Source organism: Myxococcus eversor (assembly GCF_010894455.1).
GTDB classification, from domain to species: Bacteria; Myxococcota; Myxococcia; order Myxococcales; family Myxococcaceae; genus Myxococcus; species Myxococcus eversor.
Genome location: NZ_JAAIXY010000006.1, coordinates 281,744 through 295,173 on the forward strand (window position 1 = coordinate 281,744; position 13,430 = coordinate 295,173).

The 13,430-nt window shown below is 67.1% G+C and carries 12 protein-coding genes; 4 read left to right on the forward strand and 8 right to left on the reverse strand.

The window, feature by feature from the left end; translation table 11 throughout:
• Positions 1 to 29 precede the first annotated feature (29 nt).
• The 8 genes from G4D83_RS14735 to G4D83_RS14770 form a co-directional block, all read right to left on the reverse strand.
• Positions 30 to 2,759, reverse strand: a complete 2,730-nt coding sequence (locus G4D83_RS14735; RefSeq protein WP_163865371.1) for a type IV pilus secretin PilQ — start codon at positions 2,757 to 2,759, stop codon at positions 30 to 32.
• Positions 2,760 to 2,815: 56 nt separating this feature from the next.
• Positions 2,816 to 3,391, reverse strand: a complete 576-nt coding sequence (locus tag G4D83_RS14740; RefSeq protein ID WP_176434942.1) for a pilus assembly protein PilP — start codon at positions 3,389 to 3,391, stop codon at positions 2,816 to 2,818.
• A 43-nt stretch (positions 3,392 to 3,434) separates the two neighbouring features.
• Positions 3,435 to 4,016: a type IV pilus inner membrane component PilO gene (locus G4D83_RS14745; protein WP_163865373.1), complete on the reverse strand. Its 582-nt coding sequence runs from the start codon at positions 4,014 to 4,016 to the stop codon at positions 3,435 to 3,437.
• Between the two features lie 15 nt (positions 4,017 to 4,031).
• On the reverse strand, positions 4,032 to 4,715 hold the full coding sequence (locus G4D83_RS14750; protein WP_163865374.1) for a PilN domain-containing protein: 684 nt from the start codon (positions 4,713 to 4,715) through the stop codon (positions 4,032 to 4,034).
• Between the two features lie 27 nt (positions 4,716 to 4,742).
• Positions 4,743 to 5,825, reverse strand: coding sequence for a type IV pilus assembly protein PilM (gene pilM / locus G4D83_RS14755; RefSeq protein WP_141642888.1), 1,083 nt, complete (start codon positions 5,823 to 5,825; stop codon positions 4,743 to 4,745).
• 197 nt (positions 5,826 to 6,022) lie between these two features.
• A complete protein-coding gene (locus G4D83_RS14760) occupies positions 6,023 to 7,441 on the reverse strand; it encodes a sigma-54-dependent transcriptional regulator (RefSeq protein WP_163865375.1) in 1,419 nt (472 codons plus the stop codon).
• A gap of 66 nt (positions 7,442 to 7,507) precedes the next feature.
• The gene (locus G4D83_RS14765) at positions 7,508 to 8,629 is read right to left on the reverse strand and encodes a sensor histidine kinase (protein WP_163865376.1); all 1,122 of its coding nucleotides are present in this window, start codon (positions 8,627 to 8,629) and stop codon (positions 7,508 to 7,510) included.
• 16 nt (positions 8,630 to 8,645) lie between these two features.
• Positions 8,646 to 9,896 (reverse strand): prepilin peptidase, encoded by a 1,251-nt coding sequence (locus G4D83_RS14770; protein ID WP_420826634.1) that lies wholly within the window; start codon positions 9,894 to 9,896, stop codon positions 8,646 to 8,648.
• A gap of 202 nt (positions 9,897 to 10,098) precedes the next feature.
• On the opposite strand from G4D83_RS14770, the gene G4D83_RS14775 reads away from it, so the two are divergent.
• The 4 genes from G4D83_RS14775 (at position 10,099) to G4D83_RS14790 (ending at position 13,424) form a co-directional block, all read left to right on the forward strand.
• Positions 10,099 to 10,671 carry a prepilin-type N-terminal cleavage/methylation domain-containing protein gene (locus tag G4D83_RS14775; protein WP_240356344.1) on the forward strand — a complete coding sequence of 191 codons (573 nt, stop codon included), beginning with the start codon at positions 10,099 to 10,101 and terminating at the stop codon, positions 10,669 to 10,671.
• A 136-nt stretch (positions 10,672 to 10,807) separates the two neighbouring features.
• Positions 10,808 to 11,683 (forward strand): tetratricopeptide repeat protein, encoded by an 876-nt coding sequence (locus G4D83_RS14780; protein WP_240356331.1) that lies wholly within the window; start codon positions 10,808 to 10,810, stop codon positions 11,681 to 11,683.
• Complete coding sequence (locus G4D83_RS14785) at positions 11,680 to 12,660, forward strand: ABC transporter ATP-binding protein (RefSeq protein WP_163865379.1); 981 nt, start codon at positions 11,680 to 11,682, stop codon at positions 12,658 to 12,660. The genes G4D83_RS14780 and G4D83_RS14785 overlap by 4 nt, the downstream gene beginning before the upstream one ends.
• On the forward strand, positions 12,657 to 13,424 hold the full coding sequence (locus tag G4D83_RS14790; RefSeq protein ID WP_163865380.1) for an ABC transporter permease: 768 nt from the start codon (positions 12,657 to 12,659) through the stop codon (positions 13,422 to 13,424). Before G4D83_RS14785 ends, G4D83_RS14790 begins: the two co-directional genes overlap by 4 nt.
• Positions 13,425 to 13,430: the final 6 nt, after the last annotated feature.

Here is a 13,430-nt window from a genome sequence, read left to right on the forward strand (position 1 = left end):
CGCTCTCCTGCATGAAGAGGCGCGGTGCCTTACAGGCTCTGCGCGATGGTCTGCCGGTTGAGGATGCGGGGCGTGATGAAGATGAGCAGTTCCTGACGCTCATCGCGCTCCGAGTAGTTCTTGAACAGGAGGCCCAGCACCGGAATCTTCGAGAGGAAGGGCACGGCGTTGGTGGTCGTGGCACCGCGGCGAACGTAGATGCCGCCGATGACCGTGGTGTCCCCATCCTTCACCAGCACCTGGGTGTTGGCTTCCTTGCGCTGGATGGACGGCTGACCATTCGCTCCCGTGTTGGACTGGTCCGGCTGGTTGTTGGAGGCGTTGATGGACATCAGGATGCTGCCGTCCTGGGTGATGTGCGGCGTCACCTCCAGGGACAGGCGGGCTTCCACGAAGGTCGTGTTCACGCCACCGGCCGAAGTCTGGCTGAACGGGATGGACACACCCTGGCTGATTCGCGCGGTGTTGTTGTCCAGCGTCGTCACGCGGGGCGCGGAGATGGTCTTCACCGTGCCCTCGTTCTCCGCCGCGGACAGCCGCAGGTTGAGCTGCAGCGCGCCACCCGCGGAACCGAAGACGAACCCGAGCGCGCCACCGGCACCCTCAGCCACCGCCGCCGGCAGGTTCACCGCGAAGTTCGGCGCGGCGGGGAGACCCGCGGCCGTTCCTGGCGTGCCGCCCGTGACGCCGATGTTGTTCGGGAAGATGAGGCCCGTGGGATTGCCCGTCGCCGCGGAAGCGCGCGCCTGGCCGCCCCACTGCACGCCGAGCTGACGGCTGAAGGCGGTGCTCGCCTCCACGATGCGGCTCTCGATGAGCACCTGCGGGGTCTGCGTGTCCAGGCTACGCACCAGCGCGCGGGCCTTCTCCGTGTTGGAGCGCACGTCCTTGACGATGAGCACGTTGGTGCGCGTGTCCACCGTGACGTTGCCGCGCTCGCTCAGCACGTCCTTCACCCGCGCGGCCATTTCGCCCGCCACCGCGTAGTTGACCGGGATGAGGTTGACCAGGAGATCTTCCTGCTGCTGGAGCGACTTCTTGCGCTCCTGACGCAGCCGGGCCTCCTCCTCCAACGTCTTCAGCGGGGCGATGCGGATGATGTTGCCGAACTCCTCCTTGCCCAGCTGCTTGGTGCGCAGGATGAGGTCCAGCGCCTGGTCCCAGGGAACGTTGCGCAGGCGGATGGTGACGCGACCGGAGACATCGTCCGCGACGACCACGTTCTTCTTGGAGATCTCCGCGATGACCCGAAGGAGATTCTGGATGTCGATGTCCTTGAACTCGAAGGAGACGCGCTTGCCACGGTAGCGGGCCTGCTGCGGCGCGCCCTCGGCGGCGTAGGCGGGCGCCTCGGCGGTGAAGCCGGCGGTGCGCTGCGCCACGGAGACCTCGTCCGTCTTCACGCCCTTCACGTCCAGGCGCCAGGAGAGCGTCCCACCGTTCTGGGTGACCTTCTCCTCGATGGCGCCATCGGCGGCGACGACCACGCGCACCTTGCGGCCCTCACCGGGGACGCTGAAGGCGCTGATCATCTTCACCGGCGTCTCCAGCGCGCTGGTGTCCAGGCTGCGCTCCAGCTTCTTCGGCAGCCGGGCGTTGTCCAGCGTCAGCACCGCGCTGCGCGGGTCGGGACGGTCCACCTTCCAGGCGGCCGTGCCAGACAGCTTGAGCACCACGCGACCACCCGCCCCACCCTCCTGGAAGGACAGGTCCTTGACCTCCACCAGCGAGGCCGTGACAGGCGCCTCCACCGGCTCGGGCGCGGGGCGCAGCGGCTCCACTTCGGCCACCGACGCGACGACCTCTTGCGGCGTGGGCGACGGCGCGGCCTTGCGGGCCACCGCGCCCCCCAGCACCACTTCCAGGCCCTTGTCGGCCCGGTCCACCCGGTAGGCGGGCATCTTGCCGCGCACGTCGAGCACCAGCCGGACCTTGTCCGAGTGGGCACCCACGCGCACTTCCCTCAACGTCGCGCCATTCACCCGGGGCGCACGGGCGGAGAGCCCCACGCCATACAGGTCCACCGCGAGCCGCGGCGGGTCCGCCAGCTCCAGCACCTCGTAGCGGGCGATGTCGCCGTCCGCGCGGATGCGGAGCGTGTCGTCGGAATAGGCCAACTGGGTGATGCGTTGAGCTGGCTGAGCCACCTCTCGCTCATCCGCCTCGGCGGCGACGACGTTCTCTGGCAGCGCGGGCTTTTCAGCGGCGGGCTTCGCCGGCGCTTCCGACACCATGACGGCGGCGGGCGCGGCGGGCTTGACCTCGGCGACCGGTGCGGGCGTCGGGGCGGCGGGAGCCGTGGCGACAGGAGCGACAACGGGCTCCGGACGCTTGGCCTCGGCGGCGGGCATCGCGCCATCCACCGAAATCACCACGCGGTTTCCATCCGCCCGGACGTCGTACTGCGACGCCTTGTCCAGCGCCAGCAGCACCCGGCCGACGCTCGCGCGCTCATCCGAGAACTGCGACGCCACGACTCCGGCCACGGGGCCAGAGCCGTCGTGGTGGCCTTTGATACCCGTCGCGTCAGCCGACGAGAGGTCCACCACCAACCGCTCCGGACCACTCAGCCGGAACACGGTGAAGGTGGGGGGCCGGGTTCCGGTCACCACCACCTGGGCGCCCGAGCCGGTACGGGACACATCCAGGTCCCGAAGCGTATTCAGTTCGGCGCCATTGCTGCTGGCGCCCGCAAGGACGACCGCGAAAGCGGTCGCCAACATCCACTTGCCCCTCGTCACAGCGCTCCTCTCGAGCATGCGTCCCCTCACCAAGTTGGAAGCGGGCTGCCGCCCGCGGGCGCGCCACGGGGGCGCTACTCCCCGTAGTTTTTGCCCGTCATCAGATTGTAACTAGGGTCCTGCCGGTCATCGGCCTTGAGCTGCAGAGTCACCGGATTCTTGATGATCTCTCCGTTGCCCGAGAAAACCTCGGTCACCGTCAGCGAATCGCGGAGGATTTGCGTGACCTTCCCACCCTGGCGTCCAACCCGGGTGTTGCGGCGCACGATGTGGCCTCGACCCAACGGGTCTTCGACCATCGCCAGTGGATTGGCGTCACCCGTGACGACCGCGACCAGCTTGAGCTGGTCCAGGTCGAACGCGCACAGAGGCTCCGTGCACGTCGTGACGGGATTCACCTGGGCCACCGGGCCCAGCTCTTCCAGCGGACTGCGGAACGGATCCCGCTTCCCCACCGGGTTGTAACTGTAGATGTATGGCGCCGGCGCGGCGGCGGCGTCGACCGGCGTGGGCGCCGTCTCTGCGGGTGCCGCGGCCTTGGCCGCGGGAGGTGCCGCGGCCACCGGCGGAGGGGGCAGAGGTGCCTCCTCGCAGGCAGCGAGCGTCAGCGCGAGCGCGGCGGTCGTCATGGTGGCCTTGAACATCTTCATCCTCAATCCCCTTGTCGCCCTACTTTCCGGACGGATCAAGTTTCTAGTTCTTGGTCTCGACGAACCGGAAAGTCGTCGCCAGGAAGCTGCTCTGCAGCACGACCTTCTCGTTCTTCAGGGTCGGCTGGCCCAGGTTGATGTTGTTGACGTTCACGATGCGGCGCATGTTCGCCATCTCCTGCAGGAACATGGCGATCTCATGGTAGTTGCCGCTCACCGTCATGCGGATGGGGATGCGGGCGAAGAATTCGCCGCCGCCCACGTACTCGCGGTCGGGCTGCACCAGGGAGATCTCCAGACCGCTCTTCTTGCCGATGTCGTTGATCTGCGCGAGCAGCTCCTCGACGTCCTTCTTCTCCGGCAGCTCCGTGAGGGCCTCGGCGAGCTTCTGCTCCAGCACGTCCATCTCGCGCCGACGCTCGTTGAGGTTCTGGGCGATCTCACTCTTCTCCGCCAGATCCAGGTCCAGCGCGCGCCGCTCGGTCATCTGCCTCTGGATGCTCTCATCCGTGGGCTGGATGAGCAGGAAGAAGTTGGCGACGGTCATCAGGATGATGAGCGCTGCCAGGCCGCCGAACTTGACGGCCGGGGACGCCTTGACGAATTGGTCCAGGTACTTGTCCATGGGCAGTGGCCTCGCTCAGATGGCGTAGTTCGCGGTGAGGGTGATCTTGAAGTCGACCAGGGCGGGCGCGGCCAGGGGCCCGGTGGACGCCTTCGTCTGCACGGCGCTGGTCAGGTCGATGTTGGTGAAGAACGGAGTGATTTCCCCGGCGGGGAACTCCTCGATGGTGGCTTCGGCCGTCAGCAGCTCCACGCGGGACGTCTTCGAGTCGCGGCGCTGATCCACCAGGCGGCCCATGCCCTTGGGCGTCCACACCACGCCGTTCAGGCTGCGCATGAACTCGGCGACCTCGTCGTGACTGACGGCCGAGCCGTCGATGGCCACCGCGCTGGCGGCTTCGACGAAGCCCTTCACCCAGACCTTCTTCGGCGTGGCGGAAGCCAGCGCGTCCATCATCCGGACCGGACCGTTACGGCCCTTGCGCAGCGAGTCCAGCACGGCGAGCTTCTTCTCAACTTCCGTCTTGCGGGCGTTGATGTTCCTCACCTCGCCGATGACCTTCTCCAGCTCGGCGATCTTCGCGCGAGTCTGTTCGATGGCCTGGGCGTTGCGCTGGAACTCACTGTCGCGGTCGTCGTACCAGAGGTAGTTGCCCACGGCGGCGCCGATGAGCGCCAGCGCGAAGAGGACCAGGATCTGCCGGCCCTTCTGCTGGGTCTGAACCTTCCGGACGGGAAGCAGGTTGATGCGAATCATCATGTGCGTCGTCTCCAGGAAGTGGACGGTCTAGGCCAGCTTGTCGCCAGGACGCCGGAGCGCCAGTCCCACGGCCACCGCGGCCATGGGCGCCACGTCCATGATGAACGCGGGGTCGAACTTGCGGTTGTCCACTTCAATCTTGCGGAACGGGTTGAGGATCTCCACCGGCACCCCGGTGCGCGCTTCAATGGTCTTGAACAGGGCCGGAATCTTCGCCGTGCCACCGGACAGGTAGACCTTGGTGAAGTTCGAGTCCGCCGCGGTGCCCGCGTAGAAGTCCAGCGAGCGCTGGATTTCACCGGCCACCTGCTCGGCGACGCTGGACAGCACGCGCTCGACTTCCTGGGGCACCACGGCATCCGCGTCCGCGCGGTTGCCGCCGATCTTCAGCGCTTCCGCCTCCTCGTAGGAGACGTTGAGCTGCTTCTGGATCTCCTCGGTGAACTGGTTGCCACCGATGGTGACGTCACGGGTGAAGACCGTCACGCCGTTGGCGATGATGTTGATGTTCACCACCGAGGCGCCCGCGTTGATGAGGACGACGGTCTCCTTCTCCGGCAGGTCGTAGTTGACGGAGAACATGTTCTGCACTGCGAAGGCGTCCACATCCACGACCACCGGGGCGAGGCCCGCCTCGGAGACCACCGTGGTGTAGTCGTTGATCATGTCCTTCTTGGCGGCCACCAGCAGCACGTCCATCTGCCCGGTGGCGTCGTTGCCGCCCCCGTCGAGGATCTGCGTGTCGATGTTCACGTCCTTCACATCGAACGGGATGTACTGCTCGGCCTCCCACTGGATGCTCTCCTCGAGCTCCTCCTGGGACATGCGGGGCATCTGAATCTTCTTGATGATGACCGAGTGGCCGGACACGCCGATGGCGACGTCCTTGCCCTTCACCTTCAGCTCGGACATCAGCTCCTGCACCGCCTGGACGATGGCGGTGGAGTTCATCAGCGCGCCATCCACGATGGCCTCGGGAGGCAGCGGCTTCATGCCGAAGCTCTGCAGCGCGAAGCCCACCTCGCCCCGCTTGCGCTGCTCCTTGAGCAGGATCATCTTGATGGAGGTCGATCCGATGTCCAGACCGAGTGCCAGTTTGCCCTTCGCCATGCTTGACTCCGTCGAGAGGCGTCCAGCGTAGCACTGGCCGTCAACCCCTCCTAAAAAGTACCCGGAGCCCGCCTGCTCTCCGTTCGGCCGGGACCCCTGCGTCCAAACTGCGCCGGGCCCCCCACCACGGTCGCGGAGGCCCGATTTTCCGGCTCCGGACGCGTTCCGTCAAATGCCACCCGGCGGATTCCCTTGCTTCAGCCCCGCTCGGCCTCCGCGTCCGGGTCGATGCCGTACTCCTTGATCTTGTACAGCAACGCCCTGTGACTGATGTCCAGGACCTCCGCCGCTCGGGTCCGGTTCCCCTTCGTCCGTCTCAGGGCCAACCGGATGTAGGACTCCTCCAGCTCCCGGATGGCTCGCTTGAGCGACAGGTCGCTACCGACCTGTGGCATCGCTCCGGCGTTGGAGCCCGTCGGTCCGGGTGCGGGAGCGGCCCACAGCCTTTCGGGCAGGTTGGATGGAAGGATGTGCGGGCCATCCGCCAGGAGGACCGCCCGCTCCATGGCGTTCTCCAGCTCGCGCACGTTGCCCGGCCAGGCATAGGCGGACATCAACGCCTCCGCCTCCGGGGACAGTCCTTCGACGGGTGACTCGCGGTTGAGCTCGCGGTTGAAGCGGTGGATGAAGGCATTCGCCAGCAGGGGCACGTCCTCGCGGCGTTCGCGCAGGGGCGGCACCCTCACGTTCACCACGTTGAGGCGGTAGTAGAGGTCCTCGCGGAACTCGCCCTTCTCCACCAGCTTGCCCAAATCCCGCAGCGTGGCCGCCACCACGCGCACGTCCACCTTCTCCACGCGGTTCTCGCCCACCGGGCGGATTTCGCCTTCTTGCAGCACGCGCAGGAGCTTCACCTGCGCGGGCAGCGGCAGCTCGCCCACTTCGTCCAGGAAGAGCGTGCCGCCGTCCGCTTCCGAGAAGAGGCCGCGCTTGGCCGTGCGCGCATCCGTGAAGGCGCCCTTGGCGTGGCCGAACAGCTCGCTCTCGAGCAACCCACCAGGAATGGCGCCGCAGTTGACGGCGACGAAGGGCAGCGCGGCCCTCGGGCTGCGCGTGTGCAGCTCCCGGGCAATCAGCTCCTTGCCCGTCCCGCTCTCCCCACTGATGAGCACCGTGGTGTCCACCGGCGCCAGGCGCGCCACCTGCTTGAGCAGCGCATGGAGCGACTCGCTGCTCCCGAGGATGTGCCCCTGGGGCGCGGAGGGCAGACCGCCCTGCTTGAGCCGGCGATTCTCACGCAGCAGCCGCTCGCGCTCTTCGGCCTTGCGCAGGACGAAGACAATTTCCTCGGGCTTGAACGGCTTCTGGACGTAGTCATACGCGCCCGCCGACACGGCCTCCAGCGCCTGCTCCTGCGAGCCATAGGCGCTCATCACCACCACGGTGAGCGCCGGGTGCGCGGCCTGCGCCTCGCGCAGCAGCGTCAGCCCGTCCTTGCGAGGCATGCGCACGTCGGAGACGAGGACGTCGTAGTCGCGCGTGGCCAGCTCTCGCAGCGCTTCCTCTCCGTCCGCGACGGCGCGCACGTCGTAGCCCTTGTCGGTGAGCACCAACGTGAGGATGTGCCGGATGGAGGGCTCGTCGTCGGCGACGAGGATGGTGCGGAACAGGGACATGGGGACCTGCCGGCATCATCCCCCAGTCCTGGGGAGGGAGATAGCTTCTGGCCGGACGGCGCCCGCTCACACGGCGGGCAGGGACACGGTGAAGCGCGCGCCACCTTCAGGCAGGTTCTCCGCGCCGAGGCGCCCGCCCATCACCTGCGTCAGCCGCAGCGACACCGCCAGCCCCAGCCCGGTGCCCTGCCGTCCCTTCGTGGTGAAGAAGGGCTCGAACAACCGGGGCATGACCTCGGGAGGAATCCCCGGCCCCTGGTCCCTCACCACCAGATGGACGGCACCCTCCTCCCGGCGAGTCACCACGCTCACACTCCCCTTCCCTCCCATCGCCTGCGCGGCGTTGAGCAGGAGGTTGATGAGGATCTGCGACAGCGGCCCTGTCTCCGCCCGGGCGAACACTCCCGGCTCCAGCGCCAGGTCCACCGACACGCCGGCGAGCTCGGGCGCGGCGCGGACCAGCCGCACACACGTCTCCACCACCGAGCCGACATCCACCGGGCCTGGCGACGACGTCTCCGGACGCCCCAGGTCCAGCAGGCCCCGGACGATGCGGTCGATGCGCTGCACTTCGTGGTCGATGCGCTCCAGGTAGTCCTTCAGCTCCGCCGTGGGCGCCTTCATCCGCGCCAGGGAGAGGTAGCCGAGGATGCCGGCCAGGGGGTTCCCCACCTCGTGCGCCACGCCCGCGGCGAGCCGGCCCACCGTGGCCAGCCGCTCGGCGGACACCAGCTCCGTCTGGGCCCGCGACAGGCGGAGGTTGGCGTCCCGCAGCGACTCGACCTGGGAGCGCGTGAGGGCCTGCTCCGAGCGCAGCGCCTCCGCCAGCCGCTGCAACGCGCGCTGCATCCTCGACAGCAGCGGCCCGCCCTGCGTGGGCGTCAGGTGCGGATCCAGCTCCAGCCGCCCCAGTTGTTCCACCATGGCCTCGGCGGAGCGCAGCGGACGGCCCACCGTCAGGTCCAACACCACGTACGCCAGCAGCGTGAGCGCGACCAGGTCCAACCCCAGCGCGAGCGGAAGGAAGCCCCGCACCTGTGCCAGCACCTCCGCGTCCGGAGTGCCCGGAGACACGAGCCGGCGGCCCAGCTCCAGCAACCGGATGAGGACGGGCTGGAGCGACAGCCAGGAGAGTCCCGTGCAGAGCGAGCTGAGCAGGAACGCCACGCTGGCGATGCGCCACTTCATCGCCCGTCCGCGCGTTTCACGGCGCGCCCCCGAGCAGCATGGCGATGTCCATGGGCAGCACGCGCGCCAGCCAGGGCCCGAGCAGCATCACCTCCAGCCCCGCCAGCGCCAACCAGGGACCAAAGGGGATGTTGGTGGGTCCGGGCACCCACTCCTCCTCCTCGCCCGTCTCGTCATCCATGGGTGCGTCGGGAATCGGCTGGAACAGCAGACACCAGGGCACCAGCAACACGCGCTTCCAGAGCGGAATCCCCGGCCGGGTGAACTCCCACGTCATCGTGGACTCGGGCTCGGACTCCTCGATGTTCTCAGGGGCTGCCGTCGTCGCGCCGACTCCGAGGGGAGGCGCGTTGCTCAGTGGGACAGAGGGGGGCGCCGCGCCTTCGTGCGGTGTGACACGTTCGTCCCCCAGAGGCTGAGCTGAAACAGGGGCCGCGCCCTCAGGAGGCGTGACACCCGGAGCGTCTGGAGGTGGGGCCACGCCCTCGGGAGCCTTCATGGGTTTGGCGTCTGGAGGAGTCGACGGTCCCGCGCGCCCGGTGAGTCCGAGCATGGCGATTCCCACCACCGCGCCTTGCAGCGAGGACAGGAAGAGGATGCCCAGCAGGGCCCGCCAGGACAGGAAGGCGCCCAGCAGCGCGACGAGGAACTTGTCGCCACCGCCCAGTGCTTCCTTCCGGAACACCTTCCAGCCCACATACTCCATCAGGCGGAAGGCGAGGAAGCCGATGACGGCCCCCAGAGTGGCGTCCACCACCGCGTCCGCGCCCCTGGGCACCGCGAGAACCAGTCCCGCCGCGATGCCCGGCACCGTGAGTGAGAACGGCAGGATCCAGTGCGCCAGGTCGATGAAGGTGAGCGGTATCAGCAGCCCCACGAGCACGAGCGCGGGAAACAACTCATACGTCCACCCGAACCTCCGAAGGCACGCCAGGAAGAGCAGCCCGGTGAGCAACTCCACCAGCACGTAGCGCGGGGAGATGGGCGCGTGACACGAACGACACCGAGCTCTCAGCGCGAGCCACGAGAGGACGGGGATGTTCTCGTACCACGACAGGACATGCCCGCACTTGGGGCAGCGCGAGCCGGGGCGGACGATGCTCAGTCCTTCGGGGACGCGGGCGATGACGACATTGAGGAAGCTGCCGATACACAGGCCGAGGACCAGGAGGAAGGCGGTGAAGAGCGGCCCGGCCCAGCCCGGCACGAGGGAGAAGTCCGTCACGGAGCCGGGCATCCTAGCGTCGCGGCCCGGGGAGGACAGCATCGCGGATCGACGATTTCCGTCAGGCGCGGTGACAATTTTTGGCAACCAGGGGAACGAGCGGACGGGATCCGACACGCCCGTTTGTGAGAATTCATCGGGTTGGGGCAACTGTTGGCCATGGCACCGTTCGTGCTATGAACGCAGGCAGTCGTTCAACCCCCCTCTGCACCTGCGGAGCACTCCCGACATGCTGAACCGTCTCCTGAAGAAGAAGGGTGGCTTCACCCTCATCGAGCTGATGATCGTGGTCGCCATCATCGGCATCCTGGCCGCCATCGCCATCCCGAACTTCATCCGCTTCCAGGCCAAGTCCAAGCAGTCCGAGGCCAAGACGAACCTGAAGGCCATCTTCACGGCCCAGAAGGCGTACTTCGGCGAGAAGGACAAGTACGTCACGGACTTCAAGGTCGTCGGCTTTGATCCCGAGCCGGGCAACCGCTTCAGCTACGGCATCAACGGCGCGTGCGCCGCGTCCGTCGCCGTCAACGCTCGCGACTACACCGGCGGCTGCATCGGCCAGGACATCGCGCGCTTCACGGAGGTCCCGACCGTTGGCGCCCCGGCGCTGACCGCCGGCGTGACGGGCACCTGCCCGAACTGCGACTTCTCCGCCATCGCCACGGGCAACGTCGACAACGACAAGAACGCCGACACGTGGGGCATCACGTCTCTGGCCACCTCTGCCACCACGCTCGCCGGCACCTGCGGCATCGACAGCAACAAGATCGGTGGCGGCGAGCCCGGCAACGCGTACAACGACGTGAGCTGCCCGTAATCCTGTAGGTGCTGACCCTGTAGTCGGGTGAAGCGCCGCCGATGTATAACGGGACATCCGGGGATGCTCGGGTGTCCTGTTTCTGCTTTCGAAGGGAATGATGCGCAAGCTGTCTCCCATGCTACTGGCTGCTGGCTTGGCCTTGGTCGTGCTGCTTTCAAGCCAGCCCCACCCGCCGCTCTATCTGGGTGACCGCCCCATCCTGCCTCGCGCCGGCTTCATCAAGGCGTTGTTCAAAGCGCAGCTCGGGCTGGTCACCGACTACTTCTGGCTGCTGACCATCAACCGGGTCGGCTCGGCCAGGAGGCTGACCGAGTACCGCGACGTCTACTACTACGCGGACCTCACGACGGACCTCGATCCGCGTTTCGCCAAGGTCTACACCTTCGCGGGCATCACCATCCCCGTCCATCTGGGGCGTGAGGAGTACGCGAACGTCAAGGAGTCCACGGCCATCTTGCGCAAGGGCATGGCCAACACGCCCGAGGACAAGCGGATCCACTTCCAGCTCGCCTACAACCTCATGTTCTTCGAGCGGCGCTACAAGGAGGCCGCTGCCATCATCGAGGAACTCGCGCGGCTGCCCGAGTCACCGGCCTGGTACTCGGGACTGGCCACCCGGTTGTACGCGCAGGCAGGCGACTTCAGCACCAGCATGGGACTGGCGCAGCTGATGCGTGACAGCGCGGAAGACGAGGAGACGCGCGCCTACTACGAGCGCCGGGTGAAGGAGATCCTCCAGGAGCAGTTGCTCCAGCGGATTGATGATTCCATCGAGCGCCACAAGGTCCGGACGGGCAAGCTGCCCCCCAACCTGGAAGCGCTCGTCTCCGCCGGGGACCTGAGCGAACTGCCGGTCGACCCCCTGGGTGGCCAGCTCTACCTGGGAGAAGACGGCCGCAGCTATTCCACCTCCGCGCGGTTCCGGTTGGAGATCATCTACGACGAGAAGACAGAGGGCGGGGAACGCATCGTTCCCAAGCCCCTGGACACCAAGAGCCAAGAGCCATGACTGCCATCAGCCCTGACGCCCCGCCCATCCAAGTCCGAGGCCTGTCGAAGACGTACAAGGTCGGCTTCTGGTTCAACCGCACCGTTCGAGCCCTCCAGGGACTGGACCTCGAAGTAGGGCCAGGACAAATCTATGGCCTGCTCGGTCCCAACGGCGCCGGCAAGTCCACCACCATCAAGATCTTGATGAACCTGGTGCGCCCCAGTGGCGGCACGGCGCTGCTGTTCGGCCAGCCCGTGGACCGGGCGGCGACGCGGCGACTGGTGGGCTTCCTGCCTGAGAATCCCGCGCCGTACGAGTACCTCACCGGGCGCGAGTTCGTGACGCTCGCCGGGCAGTTGTCCGGCATGAGCGGCCACGAGTTGGATGTCCGGGTGAAGGAAGTCCTCGGCGCGGTGGAGATGGGCGCAGCGGAGAAGCTCCAGATTCGCCGCTACTCCAAGGGCATGGTCCAACGCGTGGCGCTCGCGCAAGCGCTGGTGGCCAGGCCGAAGATGCTCATCCTCGACGAGCCCACCAGCGGCCTGGACCCGGTGGGACGCCGACAGATGCGAGACCTCATCCTCGCCGAGCGGGACAGAGGCACCACCGTCCTGTTCTGCAGCCACATCATCCCGGACGTGGAAGCCCTGTGTGACAGGCTCGCCGTGCTCGTGGGGGGTCGGCTGGTGCGCGAGGGCAGCGTGCGGGAGCTGCTGTCCGCGCAGGTGCCCACGGTGGAGCTGGTGGTGGAAGGGCTCAAGATGGACCAGGTGAAGAACCTCGGCGTGGCCCTGGAGTCCTCCCAGGCCCTGGATGGCCGCGTGCTGTTGCAGGTGTCCGACACGGACAGTCAGCGATTGCTGAGCCAGGTGCTGGCGGCGGGGGGTCGCGTCAACAGCCTCCAGGCGGCGAAGTTCTCCCTGGAGCAGCTCTTCATGGACGCCCTCAAGGACTCCGGACGAACGACGAGTGTCGGTGGGGAGATCAACACATGAGCGCGTTTGGCGCGATGGTCTGGAACGGGTTCCGGGAGGCACGCCGCAACCGCGTCACGGTGGTGGTGGGCGCGTTCGCCGCGGTGGTGTTGTTGTCGTCGACCCTGGTGACGGAAGTGACGGTCGCCACGTTCGACCGCGTGCTCACCGACTTCGGACTGGGGATGATGAGCCTCATCCTCGTCTTCCTCACCATCTTCCTGTCGAGCGGCCTGCTCAGCCGCGAAATCGAGCGACGCACCATCTTCCTCGTGGTGAGCAAGCCCGTGTCGCGCACCCAGTTCCTGCTGGCGCGGCTGGCGGGCAACATGTTGACGCTCGCCGTGCTGATGACGGCGATGATGCTCATCTTCGTGAGCCAGCTCGTGCTGTTCCAGGTGGAGCTGAACTCCGTTCAATTCGTCGCGGCAGCGGGCCTGTGGTTCGAGCTGCTCGTGTTGACCAGCGCGGGCATCCTCTTCTCCAGCTTCGCGGGCCCCGCGGTGTCGGCCATCGCGACCACCGGCATCTACTTCGCCGGGCACCTGGCCAATGACCTCTTCGAAATCGCCCGCTGGATGAATGATGGCGCCGTGAAGTCCTTGGCGATGGCGCTCTATTACATGCTGCCCAACCTGGAGCGGATGAACTTCCGTCCCCAGGCGACCTATGCCCTGTCCGTCGATGCGTCGACGTTCTTCTCGGGCGTGGGCTACGGCCTCGGCTGGGCCGCGTTGTTCACCGCCGCCGCCATCTTCATCTTCGAGCGCCGCGACTTCCGCTGAACCCGC